This window comes from Mangrovicoccus ximenensis, from assembly GCF_003056725.1.
GTDB classification, from domain to species: Bacteria; Pseudomonadota; Alphaproteobacteria; order Rhodobacterales; family Rhodobacteraceae; genus Mangrovicoccus; species Mangrovicoccus ximenensis.
Window position 1 is genome coordinate 802266 of sequence record NZ_QBKZ01000001.1, and the last position, 15731, is coordinate 817996.

Below are 15731 nucleotides of genomic sequence, written 5' to 3' on the forward strand. Positions count from 1 at the left end.
GAGGCGCTGGCCCGCGAATACGAGCGCCAGGCTGCGGCGTCTGATGCCGACGATATGCCGGCCGAGGAAGAACCGGCCGAAGAGGCCGTTTCGGGCCCGAACGTGGATGCCGTCATCGCCGAGCGCGACGAGTACCGCGACCGGATGATGCGTGCCCTTGCCGAGGCTGAGAATGCCCGCAAGCGCGGCGAGCGCGACCGCAAGGATGCCGAGATGTACGGCGGCACCAAGCTCGCGCGCGACCTGCTGCCGGTCTACGACAACATGAAGCGCGCGATCGAGTCGATCACCGAGGAGCAGAAGGCCGAACATGCGGCACTGATCGAGGGCGTCGAGCTGACCATGCGGGAGCTGGTCAACATCTTCGGCAAGCACGGCATCACCCGCGTGGCGCCGGAAGTGGGCGAGAAGTTCGACCCGCAGGTGCATCAGGCGATGTTCGAGGCCCCGGTGCCGAACACCAAGGCAGGCGACATCATCCAGGTCATGGCCGAGGGCTTCATGATCCGCGACCGCCTGCTGCGCCCTGCGCAGGTCGGCGTGTCCTCCACGCCCGCCTGATGGCGGAGGGGCGCCGCGCCGGTTGCGGGGCGCCCGACGACAGGCAGGCCGCCATCGTCATCCTCGGCGCGGCGGTCTGGCTCGGCGAGCTGCACGCCTCGGGCTTCCCGGCCACCGCCGACACGCTGCACCGGAGCCTCGCGGAGGCGGTCGCGCCATGGACGCAGGAGCGTGGCTTCGACGTGATCTGCGAGGCGGCCGGCGCGCTCCGTCGTGCCCGAGGCGCTTCAGGATCCCGCAAAGCGCGGCTGTTTCGCCATCGTCGGCATCCATCCGGCCCGGCGCAGGTCAACCTCGCCCGGCTGGTGCGCAACCGCCAGCAGATCCGCGGATACTGCCGGAATTCGGAGGGCACCTGGCCCGAGGTCCTGGCCTTCCCCGCCGGGAATGCCGAGCGCGTGCGCGGGCTGATCCGCCACCGCAGCTCGCTGCGGGAGGCTGCGGCCGCAATCCGCCTTGCCGGTGCCAAGCGGGCATCGAAGGTCATGGTGATGCAGGAAGGAACGCCATGCGGCTGACCGGAGAGGCCCTTCTCTGTCAATGGAACGACTCCGAGGAGTCTCGCATCGAGAGATTCTCGCACTGGCACAGCTTCGAGCACGTGCCTGAGCGGGTCGCGGCCTCCGTTTTCCTTTCCGGGCGCCGCTATGCGGGAAAACTGCTACATGACGCTTGGCGGCATCGACACGCTGGCGGCGCTGCAGACCCCGGAATACGCGGCGCTGCAGGCCAAGCCGACCGTCTGGTCCGCCCGGATGCGCACCGGCTTCCGCAGCTTCCTGCGGATGCCCCGCCGGAGGCCCGCCTCGGAGGGGGCGGGCAGCAGGCGCGCGGCTACATGATCCCGGCCAGTGCCGCCCAGCCGGAGGCAGCGGCGGCGCTGCTCGACTTTCTGCTTTCTGGCGCGGGCCAGGCTGAGCTGGCACGGGCCGGGCTGATCCATGCCGCGGCGCCGTCCGAAAGCGGGCTGCAACAGAGCGCCATGCGCCCGATCGCGCTGTCGCCGACCCTGCTTGTCGGGCTCGACCAGCAGCGCCGCGCGCAATTCGCCGCGCAATGGCGCGCCGCCTTCGGGCCGGGCGAGGGGCTGCCGTGAGCGCAGCCCGACGCCAACGGCGCCCGCGGGTCCGGCCCGCCGAACGCAGGCGGCAACCCGGAAAGTCTCCGGCCGGATGGCAGCTGGCCAAGCGCCGCAGCATGGCGAGGCGCGTGCTTCGGCAGCCGGAGCCGCCCCCCCGATGCGCATCCCCCCGGGCATGACGGATCGGTGTCATGCAACGGACGGGATGCGGGCTGCAGAACCTCCGCCTCGCTTGGATCATGCCACGGCCTGACCGGACAAGACTGCCGGACACGGGGCGGATCCAGATGGATCACCGGCCCGCGCTGCGGCGGCCACCCCGGGAAGGACGGAAGACGCGCCCCACAGGCGAGAAGCTCATCCGGGCCGGTCGCTGTGCAGAAAGGACTGTCCGGAAAGCGCTGCGCACCTGCGCCGGCCGTTCAGCCGATGGCGTGGCCCTCGGGCTTGGCCATTTCCTCGGGTTCGACATGGATGGTGATCCGCGCGCCCCGGTCTTCCATCCGCAGCGCCTTCTCCACCCGGTCGCAGATCACGTGGCTGTCGCGCACCGTCATCTCGCCCGGCATGATCAGGTGGAATTCGATGAAGGTGACCGGCCCCGAACGCCGCGTCACCAGGTCATGGACCTCGAGCGCCCCGGCCGCGCTGCGCTCGATCACCGCCAGGATCCGCTCCTGCTCCGGCTCTTCGACGGCCTCGTCGAGCAGGCCGGCGAGCGACCCGCGGATCACCGACCAGCCCTGCACGACGATATGCGCGGTCACCGCCAGCGCCAGGAGCGGGTCGAGCAGCGGCCAGCCGGTCGCCCAGGCCAGGCCCAGGAGCTGGCCGATGCCGAGACCGCCGCCCTGGCGGGCCGCAGCCTGCCGCCCGAGCAGCTGCGCAGCCTGCGGAACCTCTGGGCGGAGAGCCGTGCCGAGCTGGAGCTCTGGATCGGCGAGACCGGGGTCGAGCTCAGGGCGCGAGGATGACCACGGCCCCGGCCAGCCCGAGGATCTGCAGCAGGTCGCGCAGGTTGGTGACGCTGCTGTCATAGCACGCGATGGAATCGCCGGGCAGCAGGTAGGGATCGTAGTCGTCGCGGTCGGGGCGGGTGCGCATCACCTCCACCGGGCGGTCGATCACCACGGAGACGCCGGTTTCGGGATTGCGCGAGAACAGCGCGGCATAGCGGTCGGCGCTGGTCGAGCGCGTGCCGCCGACGCAGTTGGTGTTGACGACAGCCTGCATGAAGCGCGTGCCATAGGGGTATTCGCGCACTGACTGGCCGACCGCCGAGGGCGCGTTGCCGGTCGCGGGCACGGTCAGGTTCGACAGGTAGACCGAAATGCCGGGCGGGCTGATCGGACCGGGCGCCATCAGCTCGTCCTGGAAACAGCCGCGGGACGGGACATGGACGGCATCCCCGGCGATCAGCATCACGTCCTGCGCGGCGCTGCCGCTGGCAATGCCGCGCATGTCGACCGCATAGGTCTGCCCGCCGCGGGTCAGCCGCACCGAGGACAGGTCGGCATCGGGCCGGACGCCGCCCGCGTTGCGCAGCGCGACCGAGAGGTTGCGCCCCTCGGTCGAGGCCGCTCCGGCGGCGCTGATTGCGCGGCCCCGGCGATGGCCTCCCGGGCGGCGGCGGCGAGATCGGCCAGCCGCGATCCGTTGCGGAAGTTATCCGCCCATTTCAGCGCCTGCGCTTCGCGGTCGGCGGGATCCTCGAGCCAGCTGCGCGCGAAGGCGAGCGCCAGCGCCTTGACCGGCGTCTCGCCGGGCTTGAGCGTCAGCGGCATCCAGGCCCGGCTGGCCTCAAGGTCCGCGGGCCAGGACGTGCCGTCCCCGGGCCAAATCTGGCTGCGCAGCGCCCCGACCACCCCGGCATTGACGATCGACGACTTGCCGACACCGGAATTGCCGACCAGCATCAGCACTTTGCCTGCCTCGCCGCGGAGCCCGTCGAGCAGTTCCGCCGTCTTGGCCTCGCGCCCGAAGAAATAGGCGCTGCTGCTGGAGCTGCGGGAATGCAGGCCGGAATAGGGATTGGTCTCCCGCCACATTGGCTCGATGTCCGGCGGCAGGTCCGATCTGAGCGCCTGCAACAGCCGGCCAGTGCGGCCGCCAGCGGCGCAGGCCGAGGATCGCGGCCACCGTCGCCAAAGAGACGCCGAGCGCCGCCGGCGAGAGGCTGTCGCGCACCGCCCAAAGCGCCGGGATCTTTTCGGCCAGAGGTCCCGGCTCGGCGTCGAGCGCGAGGCCCAGGAGCTCCTTGGCCTGGCTGGCGAAGATGATCGCCGCGATCCCGGCGGTGAAGCCGACGGTCACCGGGAAGGGGATGAACTTGACGAAGCTGCCGAGCCGCAGGACCCCCGCCGCGGCCAGCATCAGCCCCGACAGGAAGGTGGCGAGGATCAGCCCGTCCGGCCCGTGCTGCGCCACGGTGGCGGCGACGAGAACGATGAAGGCGCCCGCCGGACCGCCGATCTGGAAGCGCGAGCCGCCGAGCAGCGACACGAGGAAGCCGCCCACGACGGCAGTGTGCAGCCCCTGCGCCGGGGTCGCGCCCGAGGCGATGGCAATTGCCATCGACAAGGGCAGCGCCACGATGGCAACGGTCAGCCCGGCCATGGCGTCGGCGCGCAGATGGGCAGGCCGGTAGCCCTCGCGCAGCACGGTGGCGAGCTTCGGGGTGAAAAGCGCGGCGAAGCCCGGCGCCGTGCCGTCTGGTGATGTCGTGTCGGTCATGCGCAGCCGCATCCTAGACAGGAAAGGCCGCGGGCCTGCCGCGGCCGGGAAGGTCAGGGGCCGGTCGGCCCGGATTTGAGGCGGACGCCGCGCCCGCCCTCGAAACTGCGGGCGCCCTCGCCGATCAGCTCCACCCCGGCGCGCTCCAGCGCCTCGACCACGCTGGTCAGGCTGGCGACGACGCCGCGGACATTGCCGGGGCTGGCCTCCATGCGCTGGATGGTCGGCACGGAGAGGCCCGACAGCTCGGCCAGGGTCTTCTGGTCGATCCCGAGCAGCGCCCGTGCAGCCCGCATCTGGGCGGAAGTGATCATGGGTGATGTCCCGGATTGCATTGATGCAGACTTAGACTAGCATATTGATGGCTGAGATATCAAGAGTGCTGCAAATACCGTAAATCCGGTCCATCGGGACGCCCCACGCAATCAGGCCCGCCGGAGCGGCCCCGGCAGGCAATGCGCGGACAGGACGCGTGACGGTCAGGCGACGCGGATGCTGCGGGCGGCGAGACGCCGGCGGGCGGTGTGGAATTTCTCGCGCGCGGCCTCGAACTGCAGCAGCGCGTGCATCCGGCTTTCGTAGATCTGGCGCATGCGCGACCCGGGCTCGCCCATTGCCTCGGCATTGGGCCGCTCGCCCGCGGGGAACCAGCGCTGCACCTCGCCGAGCGCCTCGGTCCATTCCCGGTCCGCTTCGATGTAGCGTTCATAGGTGACGACGAGCACGCGCCGCCGGGTCGCGAGTTCTGGCTGCATGGTCTCCTCCCCAGGAACATGGCTGCGACACAGTGTACCATGTCCGGCGCGCGTTTCAAATGCCGCGCGCCGCCGGGGCATTCACGGCTTCAGGAGGGCAGCACCGCATCGAGCGCGGCGGCGAGCTTGCCGGTGATCTCCGCGACATGCTCCGGCCCGATGATGAAGGGCGGCGCCAGCAGCACATGGTCGCCGACCTGGCCGTCGCGGGTGCCCTGCATCGGATAGCAGATCAGCCCGGCCTCGAAGGCGGCTTTCTTCAGCTTCGGCGCGATCCCCGCCTTGCGGTCGAAGGGCGCCCTGCTCTCGCGGTCCGCGACGATCTCCAGCCCGCGGAACAGGCCGCGGCCGCGGATGTCGCCGACATGCGGATGCTGGCCGAAGCGCTCGGACAGGGCCGCGGCAAGCGCCTCGCCCTGAGTTTGCACATTCGCCAGCAGATCGCGCCCGAGGATCGCATTGACCACGGCCAGGCCGGCGGCGCAGGCGGTCGGGTGGCCAATATAGGTATGGCCGTGCTGGAAGAAGCCCGAGCCCTCGGCAATCGTGCCGTAGATGTCACGGGTGCAGAGCATGGCGCCGATCGGCTGGTAGCCCGCGCCGAGGCCCTTGGCGATGCACAGGATGTCGGGCGCCACGCCCTCGGCCTCGCAGGCGAAGAGATGCCCGGTCCGCCCCATGCCGCACATCACCTCGTCGAGGATCAGCAGCACGCCGTATTTGTCGCAGATTTCGCGGATCCGCCTGAAATAGCCCTCGACTGCCGGGACCGCGCCCAGCGTCGCGCCGACCACCGGCTCGGCCATGAAGGCGATGACCGTGTCGGCGCCGAGCGCCAGGATTTCGTCCTCCAGCTCCTGCGCGACGCGCTGGCCGTAGTCGAAGCTGCTCTCGTCGGCGCGTTTCTCGGCATATTCGTAGCAGGCCGAAATGTGGCGCATGTCGGCGAGCATCGGCTCGAACTGGGCACGGCGCCACTGGTTGCCGCCCGCGGCGAGCGCGCCCAGCGTGTTGCCGTGATAGCTCTGGCGGCGGGCGATGATGTGGCGGCGCTGGGGTTCGCCGCGCTCGACATGGTATTGCCGCGCCAGCTTCATCGCGGCCTCGGTGGCCTCGGAGCCGCCCGAGACGAAATAGACCCGGTCGAGCCCGCCGGGCGCCTTCGAGATCAGCAGGTCGGCAAGCGCCTCCGCCGGTTCCGAGGTGAAGAAGCCGGTATGGGCGAAGGCCAGCGTCTCCACCTGGGCCTGCACCGCCGCGACGATCTCGGGGTCGCCATGGCCGAGGCAGGACACGGCCGCGCCGCCCGATCCGTCGAAATAACGTTTCCCGACCGCATCGACGAGGTAGCAGCCCTGGCCGGTGACGGCGACAGGCGGGGGAGATTTGATCTGGCGTGGGAAGACATGGCTCATCTGGCGCGTCCTTGGAATGGGCCCGGCGGCTGCGGAACGCCGGGATCCGCCCGGCACGGGCCAAGCCAAGCGGATAACTGCACCGGCTGTCAAATCCGCGGAAAATAACATATGTTTTCCCGCGACGACCGGAGAAGCCCATGGACCCCACCCGCAAGACCCGCATCCTGGCCGACCTGAAGGACGGGATCGCCGAGATGACGCCGCAGCTGCGGCAAGCCGCGAAATACGTGATCGACCACCCGTCGGATGTCGGGATCGACCCGATCCGCGACACCGCGCGCAAGGCCGGGGTCAGCACCTATACACTGGTCAAGCTATCGAAAAGGCTAGGCTTTTCCGGATACCAGGGCTTCCGGGAGCCGTTCCGCCAGGCGCTTCTGTCCTCGCCGGAGGCCGGACATGACCAGATCTGGCTGCAGGCCAAGCAGGACCGCGGCGATCTGGGACAGGTCTATGCCGCAGCAGCGGGGAACGCGCTGGGGATCGTCGCGCGCTCGCTCGAGCACCAGGACCTGGAAACCGTCGAGGCGATGACCGCGATGCTGATGCAGGCCGACCGGGTCTATCTGACGGCGGTGCGCGCAAGTTACGCGATGGCCTACTATTTCCATTACGTCGGCCGCATGGCGCTGCCGTCTCTGGAGCTGATCCCGCGCCACCAGAACAGCGCCATCGACGACCTGAACGACGCCCGGCCGGGCGATGTGCTCCTGGCGATCGCGGTCACGCCCTATTCCCGCGAAACCGTCGAGGCCTGCGAGTTCGCGCAATCCAAAGGTCTGAAATTGCTTCTAATTTCAGACTCCGAGGTAATTTCCCCGCGGCTCCGCCCCGAGCACGTGCTGGTCACCTCGGTGCAATCGACCCATGATTTCGGCTGTTTCGCGGGCATGGTGGCGGTGATCGAGGTGCTTCTGGCGATGCTGATGCATCGCGGCGGCGCCGCGGCCCGGGCGCGAATCGCGTCCTACGACAAGCTCCGCGAAGCCAGCTCCGCCTACTGGACAGCCCCGAAAAAACAATAGTTTGGGGATGACACCGCCGCCAAGTTGGTGAACCCTTCCTTCACGCACGCGCGAGCGTACACGTGACATTCAAGGGGAGACCTTCCATGCAGTTTCGTTCCATCCTCGGTGGCCTTGCAGCCGCTGCGGCCATCGCCGTCGGCGGCACCGCCCAGGCGCAGGACACGCAGTTCATCTCGATCGGGACCGGCGGCGTGACCGGCGTCTACTACCCGACCGGCGGCGCGATCTGCCGCCTGGTGAACAAGTCGCGCAAGGAACACGGCATCCGCTGCGCCGTGGAATCCACGGGCGGCTCGGTCTACAACATCAACACCATCCAGGCGGGCGAGCTGGAATTCGGCGTCGCCCAGTCGGACTGGCAGTACCACGCCTATAACGGCACCTCGCAATTCGCGGATCACCCCTTCCCCGAAGAGCGCGCGATGTTCTCGATCCATCCCGAACCCTTCACCCTGCTGGTGCGCGGCGACAGCGGCATCACCAGCTTCGAAGAGCTCAAGGGCAAGCGCGTCAATGTCGGCAACCCGGGCTCCGGCCAGCGCGCCACGATGGAAGTCGTGATGGATGCCTTCGGCATCGGCATGGACGATTTCGCGCTGGCGACCGAGTACAAGGGCTCGGAAATGGCCAAGCAGATCTGCGACGGCAACATCGACGCGATGATCTACACCGTCGGCCACCCGGCCGCGGCGATCCAGGAAGCCACCACCACCTGCGACGTCAAGCTGATCAGCGTCGTGGGCGAGCCCATCGACAAGCTGGTCGCCGACAACCCCTATTACCGCGTCGCCACGATCCCGGGCGGCATGTATGCGGGCAATGACCAGGAGACGACCACCTTCGGCGTCGGCGCGACGCTCGTCACCTCCTCGGCCGTTCCCGAAGAGGTCGCCTATGTCGTCGCCAAGGAAGTGATGTCCAATCTCGACGATTTCCGCGGCCTGCACCCGGCCTTCGCGAACCTGAAGGCGGAAGAGATGGTCAAGGACGGCCTCAGCGCGCCGCTGCATCCGGGCGCCGAGAAGGCCTACAAGGAACTCGGCCTGATCGAATGACCGTCGGCGCGGTCCGCGCCACATGACCTTCCGGTGCGCCCCTCGCGCGGCGCACCGGATCTGACCGACGAGCAGCCAACCGCAGTGCCGGGGAAAAGAGCATGAGCGACAAACCGCAACTATCCGCAGAGGAAATGGTCGCCGCGGCCGATACCGGCGCCCGGCAGGCGGGACCGGCCGTGAGCAAGCTGATCTTCGCGCTCTGCATCATCTGGTCGCTGTTCCAGCTCTACATCGCCTCCAAGCTTCCGGGCGTGCTGGCGCAGATGACCGGCGTGTCGGAATTCGCCAACATCGTCGCCCAGGCCCGCTACGTCCATCTGGCTTTCGCGCTGCTGCTGGCGACGCTCGCCTTCCCGATCATGGGCCATCGCGACCGGGTGCCCGCCTATGACTGGGCGCTGGCGGTCCTCGGGGTGGCGGCCTGTCTCTATCTCGTGGTCTTCCGCTTCGAGATCGCCCAGCGGCCCGGCCTCTGGAGCATGACCGACATCGTCATGTCGGGCATCGGCATGGTTGTGCTGATGGTCGCGACCTTCCGCTCGCTCGGCCTGCCGCTCGTCATCATCTGCTCGCTCTTCCTGGCGCTCGCCTTCTTCGGCGGCTATTCCGCCTGGATCGGCAACCTCACCAACTATGGCGGCGCCTCCTTCTCGAAGGCGATGGGCCATTACTGGATGCAGACCGAGGGCGTGTTCGGCGTCGCGCTCGGCGTCTCCACCACGATGATCTTCCTCTTCGTGCTCTTCGGAGCATTGCTGGAGAAGGCCGGGGGCGGCAACTGGTTCATCAAGGTCGCCATCGCGCTTCTGGGCGCGCTGCGCGGCGGTCCGGCCAAGGCCGCCGTCCTGTCCTCGATGATGACCGGGATGATCTCGGGCAGCTCCATCGCCAACACGGTGACCACCGGCACCTTCACCATCCCGCTGATGAAGCGCATCGGCTTCTCGCCCGAAAAGGCCGGCGCCGTCGAGGTGGCCAGCTCCACCAACGGCCAGCTGACGCCGCCGGTGATGGGTGCCGCGGCCTTCCTGATGGTCGAATACGTCAACATCCCCTATATCGAGGTGGTCAAGCACGCCTTCCTGCCGGCCGTCATTTCCTACATCGCGCTGCTCTACATCGTGCATCTTGAAAGCCTGAAGATGGGGCTGAGGGGGCTCGACAAGCCCGGCCGCGCGATCGGCGTGCCGATGATCCTGATCCTGTTCCTGACCGGTTTCCTCGGCATGGCGGCGATCACCATGGCGGTGATCGGCATCCGGATGCTCTTGGAACCGCTGATGCCCGGCGAGACGATCTATGCCGCGCTGGTGCTCTTGGGGCTTGCCTATGTCGGGCTGGTTTTCGTCGCCTCGCGCTATCCCGATATCGAGGTCGACGATCCGAACGCGCCCGTGGTCTCCGCGCCGCGCCTGACCCCGACGCTGCTCGGCGGCGCCTATTACGCCCTGCCGATCTTCGTGCTCGTTTGGAACCTGATGGTGCGCACCGACACGCTGGAGCGGCTCTCGCCCGCCCTTTCGGCCTTCTGGGCGACCATCGCGATGATCATCGTCGCGCTGACCCACCGCCCGCTGAAGGCGATGTTCCGCGGCGGATCGGCCATGGCCGGCGAAACGCTGGCAGGCTTCGCCGACTTCGTTTCCGGCCTCGTCGCGGGCGCCCGCAACATGATCGGCATCGGCGTCGCCACCGGCGCGGCCGGCATCATCGTCGGCACCATCTCGCTGACCGGCGCGCACCAGATCATCGGCCAGGTGATCGAGACGATCTCGGGCGGCAACCTGATGATCCTGCTGATCCTCGTCGCCATCCTGTCGCTGATCCTCGGCATGGGCCTGCCCACGACGGCGAACTACATCGTCGTCTCCTCGCTGATGGCGCCGGTGATCATCTCGGTCGGCGCCCAGTCCGGCCTGATCGTGCCGCTGATCGCCGTCCACATGTTCGTCTTCTATTTCGGCATTCTCGCCGATGACACGCCACCCGTCGGCCTCGCGGCCTACGCGGCGGCGGCGATCTCGCGCGGGGATCCGATCAAGACCGGCCTCGTCGGCTTCAGCTACGACATCCGCACGGCGCTCCTGCCCTTCATGTTCATCTTCAACACCGACCTCCTCTTGATCGACGTGACCTTCTTCCACGCGATCCTGGTCTTCTGCGTCTCGCTGGTGGCAATGCTGCTCTTCGCCGCCGCGACCCAAGGCTATTTCATCGCAAAGAGCCGCCTGTGGGAAACCGCGGCGATCCTGCTGATCGTCTTCACCCTGTTCCGCCCGGGCTTCTGGCTCGACCGGATCGAGCCCGAATTCCAGGGCTACGAGGGCGCTGCCGCAATCGAGGCGCTCGGCAGCCTGCCGGTCGGCAGCCCGGCCCGGATCGAGGTCGAAGCCCCGGATTTCGACACAGGCGAGCTGGCCTCGACCACGATCGAGATCACGCCGGAAAGCGACGGCGACGGGATCGCGCGGCTCGACGCGGCCGGGCTGACCGTGATGGAGGAGGGCGGCACGCTGCTCCTCGAGGAGCCCTTCCCCGGCACGCCCTTCTTCGAGACTCTGGCGAACGGCTTCGACTTCTACGGCGACGAGCCCGCACGGATCGTTTCGGTCAAGGTCGAGAACGACCGGATGCCGAAGGAAGTGTTCTTCATCCGACGTGCAGCTTGGCGTCCCAGCAGGCGCAGGTCTCGGCAGCCGCCTTGAGCAGAGNCCTGCGTCTCGCCGGGAACCGTGANCATCGACGGNATACCANGAACGGACTTGNAACATCTCCTGTCTCCCCTCAGAANGGCCGGCTGTTTCGCCCGCGGCCGCTGGATCATCACGATNCAGCGCCAGGAGCAGGAAGGCCGGACGGCGCGGCGGGCAGGTCCGGGATCTCGGCGGCGGCCAGCTCGGCCTCGCGGGCGGCGCGGATCTCGGCGCTGCGGTCGGTCTCGGCGCGGTGTTCCTCCTGGAAGAGTGCGACCATCACGGCGCGGGCGACCTCGACGGCATGGGCCTGGCTGGGGAAATCGCCCATCGGCGAGAACAGCGAACAGGCCTTGTAGCCGCCGAGCAAACCGCGGGTATTGTGGAGGAATTCGTACTCGCCCGAGGGGAAGGACAGGACCTCCTTCTCGCCCGCCGCCAGACCTGACCAGTCCTCGCCTTCGGCAGGCAGCAGCACGAGGTTCATGAACCAGGGCGAGATCAGCACGCCGAGCGGACGGCCCTCCCAAAAGCGGAATCCCACCGCCTCGACGCGCAGGAGCTTGTTGACCATCGGCACGTCGCGCATCTTGCCGTGCCAGATCTCGGTGAACTCGTCCTCCAGCCGCCGCGCCAGCGGCGCGAGGCGCTGAGCCTCCAGCACGGCCGCGGCACCGGGATCGTCCTGGACGATGAACTGCTCCTTCGGCGCCCCGCAATTCGGGCAGGACCAGTCCTCGGGCAGCGCCATGAAGGGCGTGCCTTCGAGCACCTGCCGCGTGTCGTCGCCCTCGGCCGGATCGTAGGGGGTCCAGCAGATCTTGCATTCCATGATCGCCAGCGGGCTGATCTTGTCATTTGCCCCGAGATAGGAGCCCTCGAAGCCGCTCACCGGATCGCCTCGATCACGTCGCGGATGCGCCGCGCGCTGTCGGCCAGGTCCTCGGGCGCGGCGATGGCGACCTCGGGCATCTCGGTCACCTCGAACGTGTCGAGGATCAGCGTGTCCATAGAGTTGAAGAACTGCACCCGCCAGACCCAGGGCAGCGCCGTCGCGGTGACCCGGCAATTGCCGTAGCCGCGCGACAGGATCTCGGCCGAGCCCAGCCCCAGCGCCACGTCGAGCCAGGCGAGGTCTTGCTCGGTATGCGGCAGCAGCGTCAGGTTGACGACATGCGTTTCGGTTCCGGCAGTCCAGTTGCGCGAGCGGTCGAAGAGCTCCACCGCCAGCGGCGGCGCGTTGACGACGCCCGGCGCCATCGGGGCCTTCGGGCCCTCGGCCTCGCGGCGCGGATCGAAGGCGCGTTCCCGCGCCTCGGTCGGCATTTCGACGCCGTGCCGTCGCGCACGCTGCAGCCGGGCATGTCGCCCTCTGCCGCGGGCAGCTTCGACACGTTCCAGCGGCGCCAGCAGGCCGCCGCCTCCGATCCCGCCGACATGGCGCAGGTGACCGGCAGCAACGTGAACCTGCGCTCCGGCCCCTCGACCGGCAATGCGGTGGTCGGTCAGGCCCGCGAGGGCGAGCGCGTCGAATGGATTTCCGAACCGGCGCCGGGCTGGGCTTTGATCCGCCATCCGCGCTATGACGGCGACATGTACATGTCCTCGAACTACCTGCAGCGGATCTCCGATTGACCTCACCGACAGGCGGCCGCGGCCGCATCCTGATCACCGGATGCTCGTCCGGGATCGGCCTCGACGCCGCGCGCACGCTCCATGCGCGCGGCTGGACCGTCTATGCCACCTGCCGCAGCGAGGCCGATTGCGCCCGGCTGAGAGACGAGGGGCTGACGAGCTTCCGGCTCGACTACCAGGACGAAGCCTCGATCGCCTCGGCCATGGCCGAGGTAGAGGCCCGCGGCGGGCTCGACGCGCTGTTCAACAACGGCGCCTACGCCATTCCCGGCGCGGTGGAGGACCTGCCCCGCGGCGCGCTGCGCGAGATCTACGAGGCCAACCTGTTCGGCTGGCATGACCTGACCGCGCGCGCCATCCCGCTGATGCGGGCACAGGGGCATGGACGGATCGTCAACTGCTCGTCGATCCTCGGCTTCGTCCCGGCGAAATGGCGCGGTGCCTATGTCTCGACCAAATACGCGCTGGAGGGCCTGACCGACGTGCTGCGGATTGAGATGGCCGACACGCCGATCCATGCCGTGCTGATCCAGCCGGGGCCGATCGCCACCGAGATCCGCCGCAACTCCCGCGCGCCCTTCGAGCGCTGGATCGACTGGCGCGCCTCGCCGCGCGAGGAACAGTACCGCACCAGCCTGCTGAAGCGGCTCTATGTCGAGCCGCCCGCGCCGACGCCCGGCGAACTGGGACCGGAGGCGGTGACCAAGGCGCTGATCCACGCGCTGGAAAGCCCGTCCCCCCGCGCGAAATACCGCGTCACCTGGCCGACCAAGGCGGCCTGGGCGTTCCGGCGACTGCTTCCGGTCCGGCTGCTCGACCGGCTCTGCGCCAAGGGCTGAAGGCCGAATCAGCTTCCCTTCCGCCCCGATATGGCGTAAGGGCGCCTCTCTCAAAGGCCTTGCTGGACGACATCCCGGCTCGTGCCGTTCACTCCAGACACGAAGGAGACACCCGATGTCGATCACGCCCGAGGAAAAAGACCGCCTCATCAAGGAATACGCGACCAAAGAAGGCGACACCGGCTCCCCCGAGGTGCAGGTTGCCATCCTGAGCTCGCGCATCGCGACCCTGACCGAGCACTTCAAGACCCACGCGAAGGACAACCACTCGCGCCGCGGCCTGCTGAAGCTCGTTGCACAGCGCCGCAAGCTGCTGGACTACGTCAACGCGAAAGACCCGGCACGCTACAAGTCGCTGATCCAGCGCCTGGGCCTGCGCCGCTAATCGCGCCAGCCGCGATTGTCTTCAGAACGCCCGCCGGTTCCGGCGGGTGTTTTCGTTTGCGCGGAACCCTGCCGGTTGCCTCCCGTTGATACGGGACCGCAGTGACAGGAGACCGCCCCTTGCCCGACCTCGCCCAAGCCCCCTTCGCCGCCCTGATCCTCGGACTCGCGGCGGCGGCGGCCGTGATCCTGGGCGGAGGCCTGCGGATGACCGACTTGGCCGACCGCATCGCCGACCGCACCGGACTGGGCGAAGCGCTGGTCGGCGGCGCGCTCCTGGGGGCAGCGACCTCGCTTTCCGGCGTGGTGGTCTCGCTCTCGGCGGCGATGGACGGTCGCGCCTCGCTGGCCTTCTCCAACTCGGTCGGCGGCATCGCCGCCCAGACCGCGTTCCTCGCGCTCGCCGATCTGCTGTGGCGCAAGGCCAATCTCGAACACGCCGCCGCCGAGCTGACCAACCTGTTCCAGAGCGCGCTGCTGCTGCTCCTCCTCGCGCTGCCGGTGCTGGCCTATGGCGGGCCGGACATGACGGTTTTCGCGGTCCATCCGGTATCGATGGTGCTGCCGCTGCTCTATGCGCTGGGGCTGATCGGCACGCATCGCAGCCGCCAGGCGCCGATGTGGCAGCCGGTGAAGACCCGCGAGACCCGCGAGGATGTCGACGAGGAGGATGGCAAGGACGATACCCCGACCTGGCGGCTCTTCGCGGTCTTCGGCCTGCTGATGGCGGTGATGGGGCTGGCGGGCTACGCGATCTCGCAGCTTGCGGGCGAGCTCGCCGACCGCACCGGCATCTCGGCCTCGCTGGTCGGCGCGCTGCTGACTGCCGTGATCACCTCGCTGCCCGAGCTGGTGACGACGCTCGCCGCCGTGCGCCGCGGCGCGCTGCAGCTGGCGCTCGGCGGAATCATCGGCGGCAACACCTTCGACACGCTGTTCCTGACGCTGTCGGATATCGGCTACCGCGACGGCTCGCTCTATCACGCGATCGGGCAGGACGACCTGTTCTGGCTGGGCACCGGCATGGCGATGACCTGCATCCTGCTTCTGGGCCAGCTCTACCGCCAGAAGGACGGGCCCGCGGGCATCGGCCTGGAAAGCGTCGCGATGCTGGGCCTCTATGCCGGGGCGGTCGGGCTTGCCGCATTCGCCTGAGTTTCAATCCGCGTGACAGGCCCGGCCGGGCCGGAAGCGGTTCCCGCCCGGGCGGTAGCTTTGGTCCGTTGGCCTTTGTCCCCGCCCCGAATGCCGCCATCGGCTGGGTGACGCCCGGCCGGCGCCGCCTGCATGGGGAGCATTCGCGGCCACCTGCTGTTCGACCACGCCCAGCCCAGCTGGCCGAACGTCTTCTCCCCGGCATGGGCCGCAATCGTCCTGCAGAGGATCGCCGGATCGTTCGCAGCGAAATTGGCCCCGGGGACCATGGGATTCCGGCTCCGGTGATAGCCGGTGCCCCCATCTCCCAGAGCGATGGGAGACCGTTTCCGGAAACTTCCCCTGCACGTATCCGGGGTCCGTCTGCACCGTTTCGCGCCCGGCATTTTCG

At 68.5% G+C, this 15731-nt stretch carries 19 protein-coding genes and 2 pseudogenes; 12 read left to right on the plus strand and 9 right to left on the minus strand.

What is annotated here, in order from left to right; genetic code table 11:
• Positions 1 to 54 precede the first annotated feature (54 nt).
• From C7T91_RS04455 to C7T91_RS04470, 4 genes are all read left to right on the plus strand, one after another.
• Positions 55 to 561 (plus strand): nucleotide exchange factor GrpE, encoded by a 507-nt coding sequence (locus C7T91_RS04455; protein WP_236638039.1) that lies wholly within the window; start codon positions 55 to 57, stop codon positions 559 to 561.
• Positions 561 to 1079: a hypothetical protein gene (locus C7T91_RS04460; protein ID WP_108258150.1), complete on the plus strand. Its 519-nt coding sequence runs from the start codon at positions 561 to 563 to the stop codon at positions 1077 to 1079. The genes C7T91_RS04455 and C7T91_RS04460 overlap by 1 nt, the downstream gene beginning before the upstream one ends.
• 147 nt (positions 1080 to 1226) lie before the next feature.
• Positions 1227 to 1403 (plus strand): hypothetical protein, encoded by a 177-nt coding sequence (locus tag C7T91_RS32195; protein ID WP_161555738.1) that lies wholly within the window; start codon positions 1227 to 1229, stop codon positions 1401 to 1403.
• On the plus strand, positions 1400 to 1657 hold the full coding sequence (locus C7T91_RS04470; RefSeq protein WP_108258152.1) for a hypothetical protein: 258 nt from the start codon (positions 1400 to 1402) through the stop codon (positions 1655 to 1657). The genes C7T91_RS32195 and C7T91_RS04470 overlap by 4 nt, the downstream gene beginning before the upstream one ends.
• 407 nt (positions 1658 to 2064) lie before the next feature.
• Here C7T91_RS04470 and C7T91_RS32200 read toward each other — a convergent pair whose 3' ends face one another.
• Entirely contained in the window at positions 2065 to 2409 is a 345-nt protein-coding gene (locus C7T91_RS32200) for a cation diffusion facilitator family transporter (RefSeq protein ID WP_161555739.1), read from the minus strand.
• Between C7T91_RS32200 and C7T91_RS32205 the strand changes: the two genes are divergently transcribed.
• Positions 2398 to 2616, plus strand: coding sequence for a hypothetical protein (locus tag C7T91_RS32205; RefSeq protein WP_161555740.1), 219 nt, complete (start codon positions 2398 to 2400; stop codon positions 2614 to 2616). The genes C7T91_RS32200 and C7T91_RS32205 overlap by 12 nt on opposite strands.
• Here the strand turns inward: C7T91_RS32205 and C7T91_RS04480 are convergent.
• The 6 genes and pseudogenes from C7T91_RS04480 to C7T91_RS04505 all read right to left on the minus strand — a co-directional run bounded on the left by C7T91_RS04480 (position 2600) and on the right by C7T91_RS04505 (position 6545).
• On the minus strand, positions 2600 to 3238 hold the full coding sequence (locus tag C7T91_RS04480; protein ID WP_407943258.1) for a polysaccharide biosynthesis/export family protein: 639 nt from the start codon (positions 3236 to 3238) through the stop codon (positions 2600 to 2602). The genes C7T91_RS32205 and C7T91_RS04480 overlap by 17 nt on opposite strands.
• A complete protein-coding gene (locus C7T91_RS38330) occupies positions 3133 to 3690 on the minus strand; it encodes an nSTAND1 domain-containing NTPase (protein WP_330848802.1) in 558 nt (185 codons plus the stop codon). Before C7T91_RS38330 ends, C7T91_RS04480 begins: the two co-directional genes overlap by 106 nt.
• Before the next feature lie 40 nt (positions 3691 to 3730).
• Positions 3731 to 4375 (minus strand): annotated as a pseudogene (locus C7T91_RS04490) (SulP family inorganic anion transporter); the annotation flags it as partial.
• Positions 4376 to 4428: 53 nt separating this feature from the next.
• The gene (locus C7T91_RS04495; RefSeq protein ID WP_108258155.1) at positions 4429 to 4689 is read right to left on the minus strand and encodes a helix-turn-helix domain-containing protein; all 261 of its coding nucleotides are present in this window, start codon (positions 4687 to 4689) and stop codon (positions 4429 to 4431) included.
• A 165-nt stretch (positions 4690 to 4854) separates the two neighbouring features.
• Positions 4855 to 5130: a hypothetical protein gene (locus C7T91_RS04500; RefSeq protein ID WP_108258156.1), complete on the minus strand. Its 276-nt coding sequence runs from the start codon at positions 5128 to 5130 to the stop codon at positions 4855 to 4857.
• Positions 5131 to 5219: 89 nt separating this feature from the next.
• Entirely contained in the window at positions 5220 to 6545 is a 1326-nt protein-coding gene (locus C7T91_RS04505) for an aspartate aminotransferase family protein (RefSeq protein WP_108258157.1), read from the minus strand.
• Positions 6546 to 6685: 140 nt separating this feature from the next.
• Between C7T91_RS04505 and C7T91_RS04510 the strand changes: the two genes are divergently transcribed.
• From C7T91_RS04510 to C7T91_RS04520, 3 genes are all read left to right on the plus strand, one after another.
• Positions 6686 to 7573 carry a MurR/RpiR family transcriptional regulator gene (locus tag C7T91_RS04510; protein WP_108258158.1) on the plus strand — a complete coding sequence of 296 codons (888 nt, stop codon included), beginning with the start codon at positions 6686 to 6688 and terminating at the stop codon, positions 7571 to 7573.
• Between the two features lie 86 nt (positions 7574 to 7659).
• A complete protein-coding gene (locus C7T91_RS04515) occupies positions 7660 to 8631 on the plus strand; it encodes a TAXI family TRAP transporter solute-binding subunit (protein ID WP_108258159.1) in 972 nt (323 codons plus the stop codon).
• 101 nt (positions 8632 to 8732) lie between these two features.
• The gene (locus tag C7T91_RS04520) at positions 8733 to 11339 is read left to right on the plus strand and encodes a TRAP transporter permease (RefSeq protein ID WP_108258160.1); all 2607 of its coding nucleotides are present in this window, start codon (positions 8733 to 8735) and stop codon (positions 11337 to 11339) included.
• 118 nt (positions 11340 to 11457) lie between these two features.
• On the opposite strand, the gene C7T91_RS04525 is transcribed toward C7T91_RS04520, so the two are convergent.
• Both C7T91_RS04525 and C7T91_RS34700 read right to left on the minus strand, forming a co-directional pair.
• A complete protein-coding gene (locus C7T91_RS04525) occupies positions 11458 to 12159 on the minus strand; it encodes a [NiFe]-hydrogenase assembly chaperone HybE (RefSeq protein WP_456237831.1) in 702 nt (233 codons plus the stop codon).
• Positions 12160 to 12215: 56 nt separating this feature from the next.
• Positions 12216 to 12653: pseudogene (locus tag C7T91_RS34700) on the minus strand (hydrogenase expression/formation protein); the annotation flags it as partial.
• Between the two features lie 36 nt (positions 12654 to 12689).
• On the opposite strand from C7T91_RS34700, the gene C7T91_RS34705 reads away from it, so the two are divergent.
• From C7T91_RS34705 to C7T91_RS04550, 4 genes are all read left to right on the plus strand, one after another.
• Positions 12690 to 12962: an SH3 domain-containing protein gene (locus tag C7T91_RS34705; RefSeq protein WP_236637975.1), complete on the plus strand. Its 273-nt coding sequence runs from the start codon at positions 12690 to 12692 to the stop codon at positions 12960 to 12962.
• Complete coding sequence (locus C7T91_RS04540) at positions 12959 to 13801, plus strand: SDR family NAD(P)-dependent oxidoreductase (RefSeq protein WP_108258164.1); 843 nt, start codon at positions 12959 to 12961, stop codon at positions 13799 to 13801. Before C7T91_RS34705 ends, C7T91_RS04540 begins: the two co-directional genes overlap by 4 nt.
• 115 nt (positions 13802 to 13916) lie before the next feature.
• Positions 13917 to 14186: a 30S ribosomal protein S15 gene (gene rpsO / locus C7T91_RS04545; RefSeq protein ID WP_108258165.1), complete on the plus strand. Its 270-nt coding sequence runs from the start codon at positions 13917 to 13919 to the stop codon at positions 14184 to 14186.
• A gap of 119 nt (positions 14187 to 14305) precedes the next feature.
• On the plus strand, positions 14306 to 15340 hold the full coding sequence (locus C7T91_RS04550) for a sodium:calcium antiporter (RefSeq protein WP_236637976.1): 1035 nt from the start codon (positions 14306 to 14308) through the stop codon (positions 15338 to 15340).
• Positions 15341 to 15731 lie beyond the last annotated feature (391 nt).

What these genes read in the sequence shown, in the direction of transcription:
- C7T91_RS04455 (WP_236638039.1), top strand. Translation starts at nt 55, where the DNA reads ATGCCGGCCGAGGAAGAACCGGCCGAAGAGGCCGTTTCGGGCCCGAAC.
- C7T91_RS04460 (WP_108258150.1), top strand. Translation starts at nt 561, where the DNA reads ATGGCGGAGGGGCGCCGCGCCGGTTGCGGGGCGCCCGACGACAGGCAG.
- C7T91_RS32195 (WP_161555738.1), top strand. Translation starts at nt 1,227, where the DNA reads ATGACGCTTGGCGGCATCGACACGCTGGCGGCGCTGCAGACCCCGGAA.
- C7T91_RS04470 (WP_108258152.1), top strand. Translation starts at nt 1,400, where the DNA reads ATGATCCCGGCCAGTGCCGCCCAGCCGGAGGCAGCGGCGGCGCTGCTC.
- C7T91_RS32205 (WP_161555740.1), top strand. Translation starts at nt 2,398, where the DNA reads ATGCGCGGTCACCGCCAGCGCCAGGAGCGGGTCGAGCAGCGGCCAGCC.
- C7T91_RS38330 (WP_330848802.1), bottom strand. Translation starts at nt 3,690, where the DNA reads ATGTGGCGGGAGACCAATCCCTATTCCGGCCTGCATTCCCGCAGCTCC.
- C7T91_RS04495 (WP_108258155.1), bottom strand. Translation starts at nt 4,689, where the DNA reads ATGATCACTTCCGCCCAGATGCGGGCTGCACGGGCGCTGCTCGGGATC.
- C7T91_RS04500 (WP_108258156.1), bottom strand. Translation starts at nt 5,130, where the DNA reads ATGCAGCCAGAACTCGCGACCCGGCGGCGCGTGCTCGTCGTCACCTAT.
- C7T91_RS04505 (WP_108258157.1), bottom strand. Translation starts at nt 6,545, where the DNA reads ATGAGCCATGTCTTCCCACGCCAGATCAAATCTCCCCCGCCTGTCGCC.
- C7T91_RS04510 (WP_108258158.1), top strand. Translation starts at nt 6,686, where the DNA reads ATGGACCCCACCCGCAAGACCCGCATCCTGGCCGACCTGAAGGACGGG.
- C7T91_RS04515 (WP_108258159.1), top strand. Translation starts at nt 7,660, where the DNA reads ATGCAGTTTCGTTCCATCCTCGGTGGCCTTGCAGCCGCTGCGGCCATC.
- C7T91_RS04520 (WP_108258160.1), top strand. Translation starts at nt 8,733, where the DNA reads ATGAGCGACAAACCGCAACTATCCGCAGAGGAAATGGTCGCCGCGGCC.
- C7T91_RS34705 (WP_236637975.1), top strand. Translation starts at nt 12,690, where the DNA reads ATGTCGCCCTCTGCCGCGGGCAGCTTCGACACGTTCCAGCGGCGCCAG.
- rpsO (WP_108258165.1), top strand. Translation starts at nt 13,917, where the DNA reads ATGTCGATCACGCCCGAGGAAAAAGACCGCCTCATCAAGGAATACGCG.